The following is a 19,334-nucleotide window of genomic DNA, read 5'->3' as shown; positions in this document are numbered from 1 at the left end:
TTATCACGAAGATTCGTCCTGAATTCGCTTCCGATGTTAAAACTTTATAAATTCTTAAAAAATGAATTGTAATTATAAGGTTAAATTCCCTGTTCAACGAGTCCCGCCTTGCCGAAGCTACTACGGTTTGATATAACTCTCCGAGGGCTTAAATTCCCGTGCATCACACGGTACATATCTAGGATTTAGTTTGGAGTTAAGCTTCCTAGATTGAATAATTCGCTAAATTGATTGAAGCATTCAAATCACGGTCGATTTTCAAGCCACAATCGCACCTGTAAACACGGTCTTTCAGTTTCAAATCAGATTTAATTTGACCGCAACAAGAACACATTTTAGACGATGGGAACCATCTGTCTGCCACTGTCACATCAATACCAAGATAAAATTTGGCTTTGTATTTGAGTTGTCTTCTAAATTCGAAAAACTTTTGATTTGCGACCGATTTTGCCAAGTGTTTGTTCTTCATCATGCCCTTGACATTTAAATCTTCAACGACTATCTTGCTTGGTTTTTGCTTGATAATCGCCTTTGTAGCTTGATGAAGGTGATTGTCCCTAATATTCGTCAATCGTCTGTCTACTCGCTTGCGAAGCCTCTCTAATTTAACAATATTATTGGTCTTCACAAACCTCTTGCCATCTTTGTTTGCCTCGTATTTTCTACTGATTTTACGGGACATCCGCCGATGCTTCTTCTCCAAACGCTTGACTTCACGTTTTTTGTTGATGTTGTCGAAGCGCAAACCTTCCACGTTGGTAACAGCCAGTTCTTTAATTCCCAAGTCAATACCGATGGATAAATCTTGGTTAGGTGTCCAGTATGCTTCTGAGGTTTCAATCCCACAAGTCAGATACCAGTTCTTGTTGTCGTATCCGACACGGACATTGGAGACCTTGATTTTATCCTTTTTGTAATTTCCTTGAGGCAGTCTTCCTTCGTCTTTCATCTTGACGAAGCCTATCTTTTCGAGATAAACCTTGTTCCCGTAGACTTTCAGCTTACGCTCATCATGATAGAAGGAAGGCTTTGACTTGGACTTTTTCTTGAACTGAGGGTAGCCTGCATCGGGGAACGGGATTCCTTTTTTAAGGTTTTCCCGAAACACCTTGAATGCCTTGGTCATATCTTGGAATACGTTACGCCAAGCGTCAGCGCTGATTTCACCTAGCCATAGATAATCCTTATTGGACTTCTTGACATCAGTAATCATCTGCCTAGCCTGAGCTGTGGAGACATTATTTCCTTTTTCGTATTCGTCTTTGATATAACCAAGACCAACATTCCAAGCGCCCCTTGCGTGGTTGGCTGTTTTCCATAGCATCGACTCTTGTTCTTTCGTGGGATAGAGCTTGATTTTAATGGCTTTAATCATCTTTTTTCAGCTCCTTAATCAGTTCCTTCGTTTTCTTGGAACGTTTCCCTTGGAGCTTGCAACTGAACACTGTGATAATCTGAACCAAATCCTCAACGACTTCCTCCTGTTCGGATTTCTCATTGTGGTCGATGATTTCGATGCTCACATTGTTCTTGTCGCAAATGTTTTTGATGAGTTCGTAGCCGAATCGGACAAGCCTATCCTTGTAAAGAACAACGATTTTAGAGACTTTCTTATCCATTACCAAATCAATCACTTCATTTAAGCCTTTCTTGTTGTAATTGATACCACTTCCGATATCCGTCACGATTTTAAAAGGCTTTCCTTGCGCCAACAGATACGTCTTCATGTTCTGAACCTGTCGCTCCAAATCTGCTTGCTGCTTCTTGGAGCTGACACGGCAATAACCAACCACAATCTTTTCCTCGGCTATCTTCCCGAGTTGCTCTTGTAATTGTTCTTCTGAATAATACCTATAGCCTGTATCTGGGTTCACGTAGGCGGGTTTCAACTTGCCTTCTTTATCCCAGTTACGCAAAGTCTGAGGATTGACATCAATAAGGTCAGCGAATTTTCTTATCGAATATCTTTGCATTACAATCACCTCTAAAGTAATCATAACACAAATACCTTAAAATATCACAACTATTTTATAAAGTTTTATAAAGTTTTAACTGTTCACTATCAAACGCAACTTTGACAGCAGTTCTCTTATGAACTTCTCATGCTTTCACATGAGCGCAGACTATATGTTTACCCAATTCCTTAGGTAGAGGATTTTTCCACCACCATAAGCTTGTGATGTACTCCCGTCAGCTATACAGGATAGTCGTTGAACGTTCCCCAGTTTAAAGGGGAGTCGATGCGGAAGACCGATTGTTCCATAGCACTTAGGATTTAACCTTATGCCATCCAGATGATTTTTTTTACTTTCGTAACCGTCACGCTCGCATTTTCATGCCACGTTGTGGTTCATCCAGCTTTACGGATTGCCCGCAGTTAACCCTCGCTACGTGCCGTTTACCGACACGCACGGCTTTCTATATAACATTACAAACATTAGTTAATTTGTAACAATTTACAAAGAATTTGTTACCGTCACCTTAATTTTTATAAAGTTGAAATCTCTTCGCTCGCATATTCTGGATTTCTTTGGTAGACAACCTGTGTGCCAGCTAAGTCACCTGTAATATTGACAACGGTATTGCCCATATCCACAACTGGGGATACTGCTGCAATAATTGGTATAATAGTAAGTGGCAGTCCTAGCGTAGAAAGCAATAAGGATGCTGTTACAACATCCGCTCCTTTCACCCCAGCACAGCCCATTGCAAGAATTACTCCTAAAAAGGCAGTTTGTAAAATCATACCAAATGATATGGAGATGCCATATAAATTAGCAGCAAATACAGATAGAACCCCTAACGTTGATGCTAAGCCATTCATATTTAATGTAGCACCTAGTGGCAATGTAAAGCCGTATATACTTTCTGGTATTTTAAGTCCATCTCTCGACACCTCCATGGAAGCAGGAAGTGTTGCACTGCTTGATGTTGTACTGCAAGCTACAAGCATTGCTGGACTAACCTGTTTATAAAAGAAAATTGGACTTGTTTTGCCTAGTCCCTTCAATAATATTGGATAAACGACTAAGAGAATGACTAAAAAGCCAACAAAAGATGCTAGTACATAGCGTCCTACTTCAATAAGGACATCCATACCAAGCGTTCCAACAACATGTGCAATCAATGCCATAATGCCATATGGTGCAAAACCGATAACAATATCTGCCACTTTAATCATCAGCTCTGCCCCTTCATTCACTAGCTCCTTAATTTTATTCACTTTATCTCCAAGAAGCACAAGGGCTACTCCAATAAAAATAGCGAATATAATAATTTGTAGCATATTTGTTTCTGCCATTGATTGCACAATATTGGACGGAAACCATTGCACAATATTATCAATAAAGCTAAACTCTTGTCGTTCCACAGCCTCAGCCTGAGCAAGAAGCCCCTTTTCTCCTTTGCCTGGCTTTAACACTAATGCAGTTGCAACACCAATTAATGTGGCTACTAAAGTAGTAAGCACGTAAATTAGCATAATTTTTCCGCCAATGGACTTTAACATTTTAATATCTTTTAGCTTTGTAATACCCGATATAATACTTAAAAAGGCAAGCGGCACGATTAACATTTGTAGCAAGCGAATAAAAATATCTCCAATAGGCTTAATAACAGCAATTTTTGGTCCAAATAGTAAGCCTAATAAGACACCAACAATGACCCCAATAAAAATTTTAATATACAGCTTTTGATTTCTCCACCATTTCATGCAAACAACCCCTTAAGTTTGAATTGAAGGTATATTTCTTGTATATAAATTTTAGTGTGACTTAAATTTTAGTGCAAAAAGTTTGAATAAAAAAGTCAGGACTAGCTATATGTCCTGACATCGTGCTACAGCTTAAAGTGTAATACTTGTCCCCATTTTATGTTGTATAGCTTTTTCATAAAAATATTTAGCAACTACTATATCTACAACAGCTAATCCAACAGACTCAAATATCGTAATTTCCTCATTATTTGCTCGCCCATTTAGCTCACCAGCAACAATTTGTCCAAGCTCACCAAAGATTTCACTTGCCTGAAAAACCCCTTCATTGATAGGTGACAGTAAATCACCTGTTTCCTCTAACGCAGCCTCTGTCGATTCCACTACTACTTTATCAGCACAAGCAATTGCACTAGAAGGCAGCTCCTGCATTGTTGGTCTAAAGGAGCCTACAGCATTTACATGAACACCTGGCTTTAATAATTCAGAGAAAACTGGCACAGATGAGCTTGTTGTTGTGACAAGTATATCTGCATGGCGAACAGCCTCATTTGAATCCGCACATACTTGAGCAGGTATATCAAATTGATTACGAATATAGGCAGCAAATTCATGTGCTTTCTCTGCTGTTCTGTTATAGAGAAAAACCTCCTCAATATCGCGAACAGCTAATATAGCCTTCACTAAACCCTTTGCTTGCTCTCCTGTACCAATTACACATAGCTTTTTAGCATCTTGACGTGCTAAATATTTCGTGGCAACACCTGATAGGGCTCCTGTTCTAACCATTGTTAAAAACGAACCTTCTAATAATGCAACTGGCTCTCCTGTATCAAAATCAGATAACATGACTACACCATTAATAGTTTTCTTTCCTGATTTTGTATTGTTTGGGGCAACCATCACGACCTTTAGCCCGACACTTTTTAATTCCTCTGCTACAGAGGGCATAATTAATGCTGTATTTTGAGCATTGGAAAAAGGAAGTGATGCTCGAATAGGTGTGATCGTTCTCTGTGCTGAAAATTCCTTTAAAGCTTCTTCTACACAGCCCATCACCTCATGAATATCCACTAAGGCTCGTTGCTCTTCAGCGCTAATAACTAACATTGCTTCTCCTCCTTTTTTATTATTTGAATAAAAACCCTCTGCTTAGTGAATCTTTAGGGTCTACTACAAATTGATGAAAGCCTGTAATATAGGCATCTCCTGTTACTTTTGGAATAACAGCTTGATAGCTTCCAACCTGTGTTAGTGAGGCTACCTCGCCAATAAATTGCCCATCTGTAATACTTTCGTGAACAAAGCTTCCGCCCTCTGCTAGCCTACCATGCTCATATAAAGTTGCTACCCTCGCTGCTGTACCTGAGCCACATGGTGAGCGGTCAACCTGTCTATCTGCAAAAATAACAACATTACGTAAAGTTGCAGTAGGATGATTTGGCTCATCAGAGAAAATAACACCGTAAATCCCTGAAATATCTTCCACTGGATGTTTAACTTCCATTTGTGCTTCAATATAATGCTTAATTTTGTCGCCCCATACTTTTAAATCCCAAAGGTCTTTGCTATTTACGTTTAAGCCTATGTCCTTTGTATTGGCAACAGCATAGAAAGCACCACCATATGAAATATCTACATTGAAAACATAGTCATCAATCTGCACTGGCACATTTTTTTGATACACAAATGAAGGTACATTTTCAAATGATACTGACTCTACTTCATTGCCATTACATTTTGCATAGGCTGTTACTGGACCACATGGGCAATCAATAATAAATTTCTGATTATCTTCTTCGACCTCAATCATCCCTGTTTCAATTGCCATTGTGACAACTGCAATCACACCATGACCACACATTGTACTCCAGCCCTCATTGTGCATAAATAATACACCTAAATCTGCTCCTGGTGTTGCAGGTGGCGTAATAATACAGCCATACATATCAAAATGTCCTCTTGGCTCATACATTAATACTTCACGTACATGGTCTAAATGCTCCATACAATAGGCACGTCTTTCTAGTTGCGTTGCCCCTTTGATTTCTGGTAATCCCCCTGTAATAATACGCAATGGCTCACCTGATACGTGTAAATCAATTGTTGTAAACATTTTTTTAAATTTCATCTATTTTCCCTTCAGCCTTTCGTTGTAAATATTTTATTATTACTTTAATTTTCAATAACAAAACCCTAAAATTTAAATATTACTTAAATTTCATGCTATAAAAAACGCATTAAATTAATTAACGCTTAAAGTAATTTAAACAACACTTAAATTTATAACCAAAAATTAAAGCTTTTACAGTTATTATACATAGCTATTTTAAAAATTCGATATTTTCAGAAATTTATTTTAAATTCTAGCAGTATCCAAAGCTTCCTTAGCTTTACAAGTATCTAAGGATTATATATACTTTCATTACAATAAGCTATGTTGAGGTAGATATTATGGATCGTGATATAGGAATATTAATTAAAAGTCTTCGCAAGTCAAAAAAAATGACATTAAAGGAAGTTTCTGAAAAAACAGATTTATCAATAAGCTTTTTATCTCAAGTAGAACGCTCTCTTTGCTCCATTACATTACAATCTCTACGCAAAATATCTGAAGCACTTGGTGTTAGCCCTAGCTATTTTTTCCCTGATACAATAGAAATGGATAAAAATATGATAAGACGTGGTGGTGCTAAGCAAGCCGAGCATTCGTCATCATTTATTTATTCAGACCTTTCAGGAAATGTTACTAATCCTCTCTTTGTGCCTATTTTAGTAACTTTGCTACCAGGAGATAAAAAAGAAACTCCTTTTTCTCATGAGGGACAGGAATTTATTTATGTGCTGGAAGGTATGTTGACCGTTATTTTGAATGATACCGAGTATGATTTATCGCCAGGAGATAGCATTCATATGGAATCGAATGTGCCTCACAACTGGTTTAATAAAACTAAACATCCAACACAATTTATTTTTGTATCATCTACCCCTCTTATCGTTTAATTTTTACAAACCCCAAATTTATCTTAAGAAAAATGTGCCTTTTTGAGCAAAAGGCACATTACACTTGTTATTTGGTCACACGAGTTCCTACTGTTAATACTAAAATTCCTGCAAAAATCAGGACAATACCTAGCCACGATGTCCATGCTAAATATTCTCCAAGGAAAAATGCACCCAGTAATGCGGCTGTTAAAGGTTCTGCTAAGCTAAGCGTTACAGCTGCTGAGGATGAAACAGCTCGCAATCCCCCTAAAAATAACACATATGCTAAGCTTGTTGCCACTAAGCCCATATACGTCATTGACCAAATATTGCCCGGGACTCCCATCCAGCTAAATCCACCTTGCCATGCAAATGGGACCAGCAATACTGCACATAATGAAAATGTCATGGCTACTGCAGGCAATGTTGCTGCTTTTTCTGTTAAACGCTTGCTCACATTTGTGTACAATGCAAACATACAGCCACCGCTAAGAGCAAGTAAAATACCAAAGCTATTTACTGTTGTGTCACCACCAACCGCAAACAATAAAATACAACCAACAATGGCAAAGGTAGTTGAAATTACCCATATTTTTGTCGGCTTTACCTTCCAAATTAGCCATTCAAGCATACCCGCAAATACAGGTGCACTCCCAATTGTAACAACAGTACCAATAGCGACACCAGTGTAACGTATGGATGAAAAAAAGAAGCCTTGAAAAAGTGCAATGGAAATAGCTGCAAGTATATTCCATTTCCATGGCCATGATTGCCAATGTATCATGCGAGCGGATAATGCAACGACGAGCAATGCGCCTCCACCAATCGCTGAACGAATACAGGCAACGGCAATCGGCGAAATATCTCCTTGTAAAAATGTTTGCGTTGTACCAGTAGTTCCCCAAAGAATTGCAGCTAGTAATACAATGATATATGGTAAGATTTTCACCAAAATTCCCTCCGTCTATTATTTAGATTTATGACAGCACTTAACGGAGAGAAGCTCTCACCTTTCCCCCGCTAAGAGCAGAAAGGTGAGGATGGTACATCATTTTCAAATAATGGCTTCCAAAGCATATTTATTCACCTCAATCTATGAAAATAATTTAACAATAGAATAGCTACTATCTTTCTTCTTTCAGAATTTTTTCCATACTATCGAATTCATCTTCAATATCTTGATTGCGTTTATATGTCATCATACTTACAACGATTGCTACAAGTAAACATGCGATAAAGCCAGGCACAATTTCATATAATGCAGAAGTTAGCACCTCTACCTTACCCCAAATAAATGCAGTCACTGCACCTGTTATCATACCACTAATAGCACCATAGTTTGTTAATTTTCTCCAATATAATGATAATAAAATAATTGGACCGAAAGCTGCACCGAAGCCTGCCCATGCAAAGCTTACTAAGTTTAAAACAGAGTTATCTGGATTCCAAGCTAAAATCCCTGCAACAATGGATACAACTAATACAGCCATACGACCAACAAACACATAATGCTTATCACTTGCTGTTTTATTGAATAAAGCTTTGTAAATATCCTCTACAAGTGCTGAGGAGGTTACGATTAATTGTGAAGAAATCGTACTCATAACAGCAGCTAAAATAGCAGCTAGCATAATACCTGCAATAAATGGATGGAATAAAATTTGCCCCATTACAATAAATACTGTTTCAGCATCCTTCAGCTCTCCGCCAGTTTGTTGATAATACGCTACACCAACTAAAGCGGTTGCAAGAGCACCAAATAAACTTAAAATCATCCAGCCAATACCAATACGTCGTGCCTGCTTTGTTTCCTTCACTGAGCTAATCGCCATAAAGCGGACAATAATATGTGGTTGTCCAAAATAACCCAAGCCCCATGCTATGGAAGAAATAAGAGCTGCCGCTGTAACTGTTGATGGTAGTAAATTTAAGTGTTCAGGATCAACAGCTTTGATGGAATCAATTGTATCACCTAGCCCACCTGTTAAGAACACGCCAAATAAAGGCACAGCAATTAATGCTACAAACATTGTTAAGCCTTGGATAAAGTCTGTATAACTAACAGCTAAGAACCCACCAAATAATGTATAGGCTACTACTACACCTGATACAATTAATAAACCTGTATGGTAATCATAGCCAAATGAGCTATCGAAAAACTTACCACCAGCTACCATACCTGACGATACATAAAACGTAAAGAATACTAAAATAATAATACCTGACGCAATTCGAATCAGCTTTGTATGGTCACGCAAACGATTATCCAAATAACTTGGAATTGTAATGGAGTCGTTTGAAACCTGTGTGTATACACGTAGTCTTGGTGCGACTAATAGCCAGTTTAAATAAGCCCCTATTGTTAAACCGATGGCAATCCATGCTTCAACAATCCCCGATAAATAAATGGCACCTGGTAGACCCATTAATAACCAGCCTGACATATCTGCTGCACCTGCACTAAGTGCTGTAACAGCAGGCCCTAATGAACGTCCTCCTAACATATAATCCGTTAAATTAGACGTTTTCACAAATGAATACCATCCAATTGCTAACATTGCTACTAAATAAATGACAATTGCAAGTAACTGATATAAATTTTCTGACATATCTTTCGCCTCCTACTTCAAATTTACCTTTATTGTAACAAAAATCCTCAATTTTAGGTAATATGAATGTGCTTTTTACTCAACATGCAAAAAATCTTTTAAATATTGATATTATCATAGCATAGCTATTTATCTAGTTTGTTGCTTTGTTATCACCTTGTACAATATTTTCATTTTGTTTATTATTTTTAAAGAAATAGCCAATAATTGCACCTAATAATCCTGTAATTATCCAACCTGCATCTGATGTAAATAATGGAATGAAAGAAAATGTTGAATCAATTTCCTCTACCATAAATTTCGCATCTTGCAATGCATCTAAAATTGCGACAAATGTTGTGCCTACCATCGCACCGATATAAACGCTTTGTGCACCACCAAATAATTTATCTGTGAAAATTAAGATAATTAACGTAATTGCAATTGGATATAAAAGCATTAATACTGGTGAAGTTATTGATAAGATTTTTGTTAAACCGAAATTTGTAAATACAACACCAAATAATGAAAAAATAATTAACCATTTTTTATATGAAACACTTGGAATAACACGGCTAAAATATTCCGCAGGTGCGGCTAAACATGCTACGTTTGTTGTAATTCCTGTTAAGAAAATAACAATCCCAATTAGATAAAGACCAAGTTGTCCAAATAATGATTTTGATGCTAAAGCAATAAGCTCTCCACCATTTGACACATAGCCAACTGAGTCTACACTTGATACACCAATCCAAGCCATAGATACCTGTAAAGCGATTAGACCAATAACTGTAATAACACCTGCTTGGAAGAACACTTTTGAAACTTCCTTTTGTGATTTTAAATTCAGTGCTTCAATTGATTTAATAAAGATACCACCAAATACAAAGGCAGCTAGTACGTCCATCGTGAAATAGCCTTGTGTGAAGCCTTTTAAGAAGGCATCCATTGTTGTTTCATAATCGCCTCCTATCACAGGTGCATTGGCAGAACCCATCGGTGTAATAATGGATTTTCCAACAATTAAAACTAAAATGACCATAAAAATAGGTGTTGCAACTTTTCCTAAACGGTCAATAAATTTAGATGTTTCCCAAGACAAATAAATTGTCACAGCAAAAAAGATAACTGAAAAAATTGCTAAATATGTTCCATGGTTCCCACCGCTTGGTAACAATTGACGTAATCCAATTTCATACACAACCGATGTTGTACGTGGAAGTACATAGAAAGGTCCTAATGCAAGGAAAATTAAAATACAAAAAACAACGGAGAATTTTGTTGAAACACGATTTGCTAAACTTTCTACCGTTCCGCCCCCTTTATTTAATGCAATAATTGCTAAAAGAACTAAGCCTACCCCTGTAATTAAGAAGCCCAACATCGCAATCGGTGTGTTGGTTCCTGCTTGCTGTCCTACAATTGGTGCAAAAATAACATTCCCTGCACCTAAAAACATCGCAAATAACATAAAGCCGATTGCTAAAATCTGAAATGGAGATATTTTATTCGTCATACATACTACCCCTTTTTTATTTATAGTTTAGGTGTGTTGATAATACATACATCAATAATCAATATTTATATAATCAACACACCTGTTTATATTTATTTAAACAACAAAGCCTTCTGGATAAATATCTTTATTTTGAAGTACAAATTTATGCTCTCCAGTAATCCAAGCTGCACCACGGATAGATGGAATGATTGCTTCATAATCTCCTACATTCGTTCTACCTAAAATTCTGCCTGTAAACTGCGAACCAATAATACTTTCTTGGATAATTGACTCTCCTTCATTTAGAGAAAGCGTTGCCATTTTTGCACATGTACCTGTTCCGCAAGGTGAACGGTCAATTTGTTCATTCCCAAAGACAACAACATTTTTATAATGATTATTCGTAAGTTTTTCTGAAATCTCTACTAAGTCAACAGATGTGATACCTTCAATTAGTGGATGTTTAATACTAACATTCTCATTCACATAATCTCTTATGATTTTAGAATATTTAAGAATCTCTTGTTTATTTTGTAAATCAATTTCTACTTTTAATTCACTAGCATTTATTATTGCAAAAAAACTTCCTCCAAAAGCAATATCGAGCTGAACTGTACCCAATTCATCCAATTCAATTTTCAAATCTTTATGTAGCACAAAGGCTGGTACATTTTTAAATTCAACTGATTCCACTTCATCTCCATCATAATAAATAGAGCATTCAACAATACCCGATGGCGTATCAACTAATACTTTATCTTTCTTTTCAATAAGCCCTGTATTAATACACATTGTAACTGTACCAATAGTTCCGTGCCCACACATATTTAAGTAAGCGCCACTATCCATGAAAATAACGCCAATATCACATTGTTTATTAACAGGCTCAACTAAAATAGAACCAAACATATCTTTGTGTCCGCGAGGCTCGTTCATTAGTAACATTCTTAAATGGTCATAATTTTCTTTTACGAAGTTTTTCTTGTCCATCATTGTTTCGCCAACAATTTCTGGAAATCCGCCTACTACAATACGTGTTGCTTCTCCTACAGTATGTGTATCAATTGTTTTAATTTCGTATTTATAATTGCTCATATAATTACCTCCTTAAAAATCCGAAAATACTTTTTTAAAATAATTTAGAATAAACAATGCCTAAAAATGTAAAAATGATACTAAAATACCATTTTAATGCTATAATCCCTCCTTTTTGAATTTTCAAATAAATCTATACATCACAACATATAGCAAAAACTCTCGTTTGAAAAGTTCTTTTTTCGACAAAAAATTTTTTTGCTTGTTTTTAAATCTTCGAAAATTCAATAAACACAATACCTCACAACGAAAAAACATCTTTCAGAAAAAAATTTTTTCAGAATTTAACCGTTTTCTTTTTTTTTTAAAGTGATATAATCGCCAAGAAATTAAAATTTTCTATTCAGGGGGTCATTTTTATGGCATTACGTGACTTTTTTATCGCGCTTTCAGAAAATCAATTATTAAACAGCGCTGCACAAAAATACGGTTTACGCATGGGTGCACAAAGCGTTGTAGCAGGAACAACTATTCCAGAGGTTGTGCAAACAATTAAAGAATTAAACCGTGCAAATATTTCTTGTACTGTTGATAACCTTGGTGAGTTCGTTTTTGAGAAATCAGCAGCAACAGCAGCAAAAAACAATATTTTAGCAGTAATTCAAGCCATTCATGATGAGCAATTAGATGCACATATCTCCCTTAAGCCTTCACAGCTAGGTCAAGATATCGATATCGACTTCTGCTATGAAAACTTAAAAGAAGTGGTAGCGCTTGCACATCAATACAATATTTTTGTAAACTTTGATATGGAAAACTATGGTCGTTTACATAGCTCATTTGATTTATTAGATAAGCTACACAAAGAGTACGATAATGTTGGAACAGTTATTCAAGCATACTTCTTCGAATCAGACGAAAACATTGAAAAATATAAGGATTTCCGCCTTCGTATTGTAAAAGGTGCCTACAAAGAAGCTGAGGAGGTAGCTTATCAATCAAAAGTTGATATCGACCGCAACTACTTAAAGCTAATTGAATACCATTTATTGCACGGGAAATTTACATCGATTGCAACGCATGACCATAATGTTATCAATCATGTAAAGCAATTTGTAAAACAGCATAATATTCCAAACGATAAATTTGAATTCCAAATGCTTTATGGCTTCCGTAAAGATATGCAGCTAGACCTTGCACGTGAAGGCTATAACTTCTGTACATATTTACCATTTGGTAATGATTGGTACGGATACTTTATGCGCCGTCTAGCAGAGCGCCCACAAAACCTAGCGCTTGTAACAAAGCAAGTGTTTAATAAAAAAACAAACACAACGATTGGCCTAGGTGTTGCAGCATTTGCTCTTGGCCGTCTATCCAAAAAAGCGAAGTAATAATAAAAAGCGAAAACATTTATTAATCAATGTTTTCGCTTTTTTTATTGAGCTTATAGTTTTTCACACGATATTGTAAACTTTGGCGTCGTATCCCCAATGCGGCAGCGGTTTTTGAAATATTCCCCTGATGAAAATCCAATGCCTTGGAAATATAATATTCCTCAACCTCTTTCATGTAGACATCGAGCGGCCTAATATCAGTTGGATTTTTAATAATAAATAAATCCGCCGTATCCTCTGCCCCATAATCAGAGGAATGCTGGATTTTCCATTTGAAGTGGGCTGGTAGCATATGGAGGTCAATAGCTGTTTCATTTGTGAGCAGTGAGGAAATCTCATCAAGCAATACTTCTAATTCCTTTAAATTTCCAGGCCAGTCATACGTTAAAAAGATATCCTTTACTTCCTCCGATAAGCCTTGAATTGACGAACCAAATGAATCACGATGTCGCTTAAAATAGTCATCGACAAATGGCATAATATCTTCTTTTCGTTCTCGTAATGGCGGCACATAAATCGTAATGCCTGAAAATAGACGATATAATTTTTTCGATAGCTGCTGCTCTTGAATTAAATCGATTGGGTCCTTGCCCACACTTGCAATTAGCATATGTTGATGATTTGGATAGTTGTTGAAAAGCTCTACAATTTGCTCCTGCGCCTCCATCGATAAATATTCAATCCGTTCAGCAAAAAAGGTGATTTTCTCCTTTTCAACAATATATTTTTCAAATTGCTTTAATATTGTTTCCTCATCCCTACGGCAAATTAACGCAATAAACATATCATTTTGAACCTTTAAATCATGATGAATACCCTCAGCAATCATATCAATCCCTGTACCAGACTCTCCAATTAGCACCACAGGCATTCTGCTAAGCGCAACAATTTTTGCCTTCTCAATTACATCCTTCATCACATCAGACACGGCTGTAATAATATCAAATGTTAGCGGCGCACCATATCTTCGTAATGGCTGGTACATCATATATTCAAGCTGTGTAATATCCCGTGCAAATTCCACCGCACCGACTAGCTTCCCCTCATAGTGCAGTGGATAAATATTGCTTATGTAGGTAACTTCTTGATTTTTTTTATTCCAATATGTTTTTTTCACATTTAGCACAGGCGTTTCCGTGCTTAGCACCTTATAGATATCACTTTTTTCTATTTCAAAATCAATAATCTCTAGTGCCCGTCTCTGCTCAAATTCATCCTCATTAACGCCCTCTAATTCTCGCATTTTTTTATTGTATATAAGCAGCTTCCCCTCTATATCCACTACACAGATACCCATATCCCCCTGCTCAATAACATACTTATAAATATTTAATAAAACATTATTTTCCATCTCATCCTCCTGTATCCTCTTACATTTATTTTAACATCAATATGAAAAACAGACTTAAAAATTAAAAAATTTATAAAATTTATATTGATTAATGCCAAATTATATTGCATTATAGAATTATCAAAAAATTTATAGTGCATAATCATTTGGCACTTTTATTTATGGGAGGAAAACTACTAATGATTCCGTACAAACACGAACCATTTACAGATTTTACACAAGAGGCAAACTACAATGCATATGTAGAAGCTTTAAATAAAGTGGAAGGCTACTTAGGCCAAGACTATCCACTCATTATTGGTGGCGAGCGTGTCACAACAGAAGATAAAATCGTTTCCTATAACCCTGCAAAGAAAACAGAAGTCGTAGGTCGTGTATCCAAAGCGAACCAAGCGCTTGCTGAAAAAGCGATGCAAGAGGCAGACAAAGCATTTAAAACATGGAAAAAGGTTGATCCTGCTATTCGTGCAGATGTACTTTTCAAAGCAGCAGCAATTGTGCGTCGTCGTAAGCATGAATTCTCAGCTTTATTAACAAAGGAAGCAGGAAAACCATGGGCTGAGGCAGATGCAGATACAGCAGAAGCGATCGACTTTATGGAATACTATGGTCGTCAAATGCTACGCATTAAAGATGGGCAACCAGTAGAAAGCCGTCCGGGTGAATATAACCGCTATGACTATATTCCATTAGGAATTGGTATCGTTATTTCTCCATGGAACTTTGCCTTTGCAATTATGGCAGGCACAACGGTGGCAGCATTAGTAACAGGGAACACAGTGCTATTAAAGCCTGCTTCTACAACACCAATTATTGCGTATAAATTTATCGAAGTATTAGAGGAAGCGGGTCTTCCAGCAGGTGTGGTTAACTTTGTCCCAGGCTCTGGTGCAGAAGTGGGCGACTACCTAGTAGACCATCCAAAAACACGCTTCATTAGCTTCACAGGCTCACGTGATGTTGGCTTACGCATTAACCAACGTGCCTCTGTTGTCAATGAAGGACAAATTTGGTTAAAACGTGTCATCGCTGAAATGGGTGGTAAGGATACAATCGTTGTCGATAAAGAAGCTGATTTAGAATTAGCTGCGCAATCCATCGTGAAATCAGCATTTGGCTTCTCTGGTCAAAAATGCTCTGCATGTTCTCGTGCGGTTATCGTAGAAGATGTCTATGACCAAGTGGTAGCGCGTGTGGTGGAATTAACAAACACATTAACAGTGGGTGATCCAGCAGATTTCAGCAACTTTATGGCAACAGTTATCGACCAAGCAGCATTCAATAAAATTACAGAGTACATTGAAATCGGTAAAGGCGAAGGTCGTCTTGTAGCAGGTGGTACAGCAGACGATTCAGTAGGTTACTTTGTACAACCAACAGTATTTGCAGATGTAGACCCTTCTGCACGCATTATGAAGGAAGAAATCTTTGGACCAGTAGTGGCAATTGCGAAAGCAAAAGATTTCGACCATGCCATTGACATTGCAAACGATACAGAATACGGCTTAACAGGTGCAGTTATTACGAAAAACCGTATGCATATCGAAAAAGCACGTGAAGAATTCCATGTCGGCAACCTGTACTTCAACCGTGGCTGTACAGGTGCGATTGTTGGTTACCAACCATTCGGTGGCTTCAATATGTCAGGCACAGACTCTAAAGCAGGTGGCCCAGACTACCTACAATTACACATGCAAGCAAAAACAACTTCAGAAATGCTTTAATTAAAAAAGGGACTGTTTGAAAAGTTATTATCTTTTCAAACAGTCCTTTCTGTCACTTGATCTATTTATCTTGATTCAGCAGAAGACCTCTTCCTCTGTAGGAGGGGGATGAATGCTAATTTTTACTACATTCAGTGAGTGCCCAAACGCCTACTGAATCTAGATAAAAGCCCCGGCGGATGTTACGGATTTTTGAGAGGAGCTTTTCGAGCGAACTCGAAAAAATCCGAACACAATTACGCTGGGGCGTAATTGATTTTTAGTTTTCCCTCTAGCCTTCCCCGCATAAAAAGCAGTTGATAATGCAATCCCAATAATAATAAATGTCCAATCTTTATTTACGAAGCCAATGATTAAAAAAGGAATACCTATCACCCACATTGTATCATCCCTCCTACTATTTTAGAGTGCTTACTAGTTATACGAATAATAGCGAAAGGAGATTCACTTTTTAATAACGTATACAAATATCTATATAATAGAAGAAACTCATAATTATTTTGATGTATTTCCCCTTGCATTTGATAAAACCATACTTATTCCCTATAACAAATTGGTACTTTTTATATTTTTTCATATCCTTTGACCCTTATGCCGATTTTATAACTTTGTTAAAATAATATCAGTTTAGGAGGGTCAAAATATGAGAAAACTATCAATTTTTCTATCACTCTTGATGTTTGTCAGCATAGTTATTTGGCAGCCCCAAAATGCCTATGCTGATGAGCTATCAGGACATATGCATGAAAGCGGTCTTCGTTATTTAATTGCTAAAGAAGCTTTGTTAAAAGATGAAAATGGTAGCTACCGACCAAATGATACAGTAACTCGCGGTGAGTTTGCCACATACATAGCAAAAGCTTTAAATTTAGCAACAAAAAATAATATTACCTTTACAGATGTTCCAGATACATACGTATTTGCAGACGAAATTAAACTTGCTGCGACGGCTGGAATTATTACTGGTTATACAGATGGCTCCTTTAAGCCAAATGCACATATTTCAAGAGAGCATATGGCTGTTATGCTAATCCGAGCTGTTGATTATTTAAAAATACCAAAGGGCACTTCTTCTATTACGTTTAAAGATAATGCCACAATTTTTAAAGATTTCCGTCAAGATATTGCAATTGGCGCTCAGCTAGGGTTAATTAAAGGTAGCTCAAATGGGATGTTTTTACCAAGAGATAATGCCACAATTGGCGAGGCATCAACGTTTATTTTCCGTTTAATTGTCCTTGCTGATAGTGTTCGTCAAAACCCTACCTCCCCTGAAAACAACAATAACAATGGCAACTCAGGCAATAACAGTGGTAGCAATAATGGGAATACTGCCACGTATATTGTAAAGGAAATTTCAAATGGTGATTTAGTGGAGAAGCAAGCCTTTGCTAGCTTTGAAGCAGCCGAAAAAGCAATGTCCAATCATTCACTTGTCATTACACATAATAATAAAATTATTAAAATGACCTCAGGCCATGTTGTAACAAATAACTATGTAGCATTATATTCTGAAAACATTAAAGATCAAATGGCGGTTGCTGCTAGTACTGAAATGGAATACTTAGACAGTGATGCAACACAAGTAAAAGTACGCTTAGCAGGCCATGTCGGCTATTTAAAGCAGGCTGATGTTTCGTTAATTCCTTCTGGATTAATGAAAGGACGCTCTTACTATACAAATGAGAATGGCGAGATTAAGCATACTTTATATGACTATAAATCAAATAAATATGCAGCTAGCTATGTGTATGGCAAGGCTCCTAGCTTTATGAAGCAAGGTGAAAAATATTTCAGCTGGGATGGCATTAACTTTACAAATGCCAATGGTTCTTCAAAAGGAGAAGCCTATAACTACTATCAATTTTTACCTGCTCGTGCGAAAACACAATATACAGCTGAAGAGCTCGATCAATATATTTTGCAAAAATTAGCTGAGGTTGAAAGCTCAGGTGCTTCGCTTTATAAAAATGCCACAACGAAAAGTAAATTAATTGGCTTAGGCTCTGTGTTAAAAGAAGTGGAGGTAAACTCTCATATTAATGCAATGCTAATTTTGGCACTTGCACAACATGAAAGTGCTTATGGTATGAGTGACCATGCTCAAAATTTAAATAATCTATTTGGTCTATACGTTTATGATACAAATCCATTAAATAAAAAGTTTGATAGTGTGGAAGCAAATATTCATGAGCTTGTTGAAAAGTTCTTACAGCCAAACTATATTACACCTGGTGGACGTTATACAAACGGTGCAGTCGTTGGCTCTAAGGCGATGGGCTTTAATGTGAAATACGCCTCTGACCCATTCTGGGGAGCTAAAATTGCAGGGCACTACTATCGCGCTGAAAAGGCATTAGGCTTTAAAGATGCTAGCAATCCATATAAAGTTGCTGTTACAACAACGGCTGGTCTTAATGTGCGCCCTGACGCATCAACAAGCCAAAGCCCTCTTTATACATTCAATAAAAGCAATATGCCTGTTATTATAACAGATGCCAGCTTAAATGGTTGGTGCCAAATTATCTCTGATAAACCATACACAGAACCAGCCTATATTAGTCTAGATTATATAAAAGTTATCAATACGGTTCGATAACATATAAGTAAAAGGCATCGAGAAAATTTGAACTGCTCCCTGTCGAGTAGACAGACTAAATAATAAAACGGATCTAAACGACTTGAGCTCTGAATTCTATAGGGCTTAAGCCGTTTAGTTTTTTTGATAGCGCTGATGGTTATAGAAATGAATATACACCTCAATTGCTTTCTTCAGCTCCTCGCAAGACTGAAATTCACATAAGATAGTACATTTCTGAATTGAGCGTACCCCAAAAATTTTCAATGGATGTGTTATCTCAACAACATCCTGCACGAAATATACTTTGCATCACCTAAGCTTGCTCTACGATTCGTTTAAACTCTTTTGATGTATATTGAAATCCACGATCACTATGAATCATGGGCTTGGCACCTGTTGATAAACGGATTTAATGTTTCTAAATCCATTTATCAAAAATTCTGTCACAATATAATACTATCCT

General features: G+C 36.8%; 15 protein-coding genes and 1 pseudogene. 4 read left to right on the top strand and 12 right to left on the bottom strand.

All coding sequences use genetic code 11. The features are described from left to right. Positions 1-205 precede the first annotated feature (205 nt). The 5 genes from MHB42_RS03320 to MHB42_RS03300 form a co-directional block, all read right to left on the bottom strand. Positions 206-1,375: an RNA-guided endonuclease InsQ/TnpB family protein gene (locus MHB42_RS03320; RefSeq protein ID WP_340804366.1), complete on the bottom strand. Its 1,170-nt coding sequence runs from the start codon at positions 1,373-1,375 to the stop codon at positions 206-208. Further along, on the bottom strand, positions 1,368-1,973 hold the full coding sequence (locus tag MHB42_RS03315; RefSeq protein WP_099806482.1) for an IS607 family transposase: 606 nt from the start codon (positions 1,971-1,973) through the stop codon (positions 1,368-1,370). The genes MHB42_RS03320 and MHB42_RS03315 overlap by 8 nt, the downstream gene beginning before the upstream one ends. A 515-nt stretch (positions 1,974-2,488) precedes the next feature. Further along, entirely contained in the window at positions 2,489-3,712 is a 1,224-nt protein-coding gene (locus MHB42_RS03310) for a dicarboxylate/amino acid:cation symporter (protein WP_340804364.1), read from the bottom strand. A gap of 132 nt (positions 3,713-3,844) precedes the next feature. Further along, positions 3,845-4,822 carry an ornithine cyclodeaminase family protein gene (locus MHB42_RS03305; protein WP_340804362.1) on the bottom strand — a complete coding sequence of 326 codons (978 nt, stop codon included), beginning with the start codon at positions 4,820-4,822 and terminating at the stop codon, positions 3,845-3,847. 19 nt (positions 4,823-4,841) lie between these two features. Next, complete coding sequence (locus tag MHB42_RS03300; protein ID WP_340804360.1) at positions 4,842-5,843, bottom strand: proline racemase family protein; 1,002 nt, start codon at positions 5,841-5,843, stop codon at positions 4,842-4,844. A 323-nt stretch (positions 5,844-6,166) separates the two neighbouring features. Between MHB42_RS03300 and MHB42_RS03295 the strand changes: the two genes are divergently transcribed. Beyond that, complete coding sequence (locus MHB42_RS03295; protein ID WP_340804359.1) at positions 6,167-6,715, top strand: helix-turn-helix domain-containing protein; 549 nt, start codon at positions 6,167-6,169, stop codon at positions 6,713-6,715. A gap of 67 nt (positions 6,716-6,782) precedes the next feature. On the opposite strand, the gene MHB42_RS03290 is transcribed toward MHB42_RS03295, so the two are convergent. The 4 genes from MHB42_RS03290 to MHB42_RS03275 form a co-directional block, all read right to left on the bottom strand. Further along, positions 6,783-7,646 carry an EamA family transporter gene (locus MHB42_RS03290; protein ID WP_340804358.1) on the bottom strand — a complete coding sequence of 288 codons (864 nt, stop codon included), beginning with the start codon at positions 7,644-7,646 and terminating at the stop codon, positions 6,783-6,785. Between the two features lie 175 nt (positions 7,647-7,821). After that, positions 7,822-9,306 (bottom strand): sodium/proline symporter PutP, encoded by a 1,485-nt coding sequence (putP, locus tag MHB42_RS03285; RefSeq protein WP_340804357.1) that lies wholly within the window; start codon positions 9,304-9,306, stop codon positions 7,822-7,824. Positions 9,307-9,439: 133 nt separating this feature from the next. Then, entirely contained in the window at positions 9,440-10,801 is a 1,362-nt protein-coding gene (brnQ, locus tag MHB42_RS03280) for a branched-chain amino acid transport system II carrier protein (protein ID WP_340804356.1), read from the bottom strand. Positions 10,802-10,897: 96 nt separating this feature from the next. After that, on the bottom strand, positions 10,898-11,878 hold the full coding sequence (locus tag MHB42_RS03275) for a proline racemase family protein (RefSeq protein WP_340804355.1): 981 nt from the start codon (positions 11,876-11,878) through the stop codon (positions 10,898-10,900). Between the two features lie 359 nt (positions 11,879-12,237). On the opposite strand from MHB42_RS03275, the gene MHB42_RS03270 reads away from it, so the two are divergent. Beyond that, the gene (locus tag MHB42_RS03270) at positions 12,238-13,212 is read left to right on the top strand and encodes a proline dehydrogenase family protein (RefSeq protein ID WP_340804354.1); all 975 of its coding nucleotides are present in this window, start codon (positions 12,238-12,240) and stop codon (positions 13,210-13,212) included. 22 nt (positions 13,213-13,234) lie between these two features. Here MHB42_RS03270 and MHB42_RS03265 read toward each other — a convergent pair whose 3' ends face one another. Further along, a complete protein-coding gene (locus tag MHB42_RS03265; RefSeq protein WP_340804353.1) occupies positions 13,235-14,566 on the bottom strand; it encodes a helix-turn-helix domain-containing protein in 1,332 nt (443 codons plus the stop codon). 179 nt (positions 14,567-14,745) lie between these two features. On the opposite strand from MHB42_RS03265, the gene pruA reads away from it, so the two are divergent. Further along, positions 14,746-16,290 carry an L-glutamate gamma-semialdehyde dehydrogenase gene (gene pruA / locus MHB42_RS03260; RefSeq protein ID WP_445299969.1) on the top strand — a complete coding sequence of 515 codons (1,545 nt, stop codon included), beginning with the start codon at positions 14,746-14,748 and terminating at the stop codon, positions 16,288-16,290. A gap of 159 nt (positions 16,291-16,449) precedes the next feature. On the opposite strand, the gene MHB42_RS03255 is transcribed toward pruA, so the two are convergent. Further along, positions 16,450-16,671, bottom strand: coding sequence for a hypothetical protein (locus tag MHB42_RS03255; RefSeq protein ID WP_340804352.1), 222 nt, complete (start codon positions 16,669-16,671; stop codon positions 16,450-16,452). A 262-nt stretch (positions 16,672-16,933) separates the two neighbouring features. On the opposite strand from MHB42_RS03255, the gene MHB42_RS03250 reads away from it, so the two are divergent. Next, complete coding sequence (locus MHB42_RS03250; protein WP_340804351.1) at positions 16,934-18,889, top strand: S-layer homology domain-containing protein; 1,956 nt, start codon at positions 16,934-16,936, stop codon at positions 18,887-18,889. 73 nt (positions 18,890-18,962) lie between these two features. On the opposite strand, the pseudogene MHB42_RS03245 reads toward MHB42_RS03250, so the two are convergent. Further along, positions 18,963-19,274: pseudogene (locus tag MHB42_RS03245) on the bottom strand (transposase); the annotation flags it as partial. Positions 19,275-19,334: the final 60 nt, after the last annotated feature.

The sequence above is a fragment of the Lysinibacillus sp. FSL K6-0232 genome, assembly GCF_038008325.1.
Lineage (GTDB): Bacteria > Bacillota > Bacilli > Bacillales_A > Planococcaceae > Lysinibacillus.
This window is presented reverse-complemented; position numbering and strand designations above follow the sequence as displayed.

What these genes read in the sequence shown, in the direction of transcription:
- MHB42_RS03320 (WP_340804366.1), bottom strand. Translation starts at nt 1,375, where the DNA reads ATGATTAAAGCCATTAAAATCAAGCTCTATCCCACGAAAGAACAAGAG.
- MHB42_RS03315 (WP_099806482.1), bottom strand. Translation starts at nt 1,973, where the DNA reads ATGCAAAGATATTCGATAAGAAAATTCGCTGACCTTATTGATGTCAAT.
- MHB42_RS03310 (WP_340804364.1), bottom strand. Translation starts at nt 3,712, where the DNA reads ATGAAATGGTGGAGAAATCAAAAGCTGTATATTAAAATTTTTATTGGG.
- MHB42_RS03305 (WP_340804362.1), bottom strand. Translation starts at nt 4,822, where the DNA reads ATGTTAGTTATTAGCGCTGAAGAGCAACGAGCCTTAGTGGATATTCAT.
- MHB42_RS03300 (WP_340804360.1), bottom strand. Translation starts at nt 5,843, where the DNA reads ATGAAATTTAAAAAAATGTTTACAACAATTGATTTACACGTATCAGGT.
- MHB42_RS03295 (WP_340804359.1), top strand. Translation starts at nt 6,167, where the DNA reads ATGGATCGTGATATAGGAATATTAATTAAAAGTCTTCGCAAGTCAAAA.
- putP (WP_340804357.1), bottom strand. Translation starts at nt 9,306, where the DNA reads ATGTCAGAAAATTTATATCAGTTACTTGCAATTGTCATTTATTTAGTA.
- brnQ (WP_340804356.1), bottom strand. Translation starts at nt 10,801, where the DNA reads ATGACGAATAAAATATCTCCATTTCAGATTTTAGCAATCGGCTTTATG.
- MHB42_RS03275 (WP_340804355.1), bottom strand. Translation starts at nt 11,878, where the DNA reads ATGAGCAATTATAAATACGAAATTAAAACAATTGATACACATACTGTA.
- MHB42_RS03270 (WP_340804354.1), top strand. Translation starts at nt 12,238, where the DNA reads ATGGCATTACGTGACTTTTTTATCGCGCTTTCAGAAAATCAATTATTA.
- MHB42_RS03265 (WP_340804353.1), bottom strand. Translation starts at nt 14,566, where the DNA reads ATGGAAAATAATGTTTTATTAAATATTTATAAGTATGTTATTGAGCAG.
- pruA (WP_445299969.1), top strand. Translation starts at nt 14,746, where the DNA reads ATGATTCCGTACAAACACGAACCATTTACAGATTTTACACAAGAGGCA.
- MHB42_RS03255 (WP_340804352.1), bottom strand. Translation starts at nt 16,671, where the DNA reads ATGTGGGTGATAGGTATTCCTTTTTTAATCATTGGCTTCGTAAATAAA.
- MHB42_RS03250 (WP_340804351.1), top strand. Translation starts at nt 16,934, where the DNA reads ATGAGAAAACTATCAATTTTTCTATCACTCTTGATGTTTGTCAGCATA.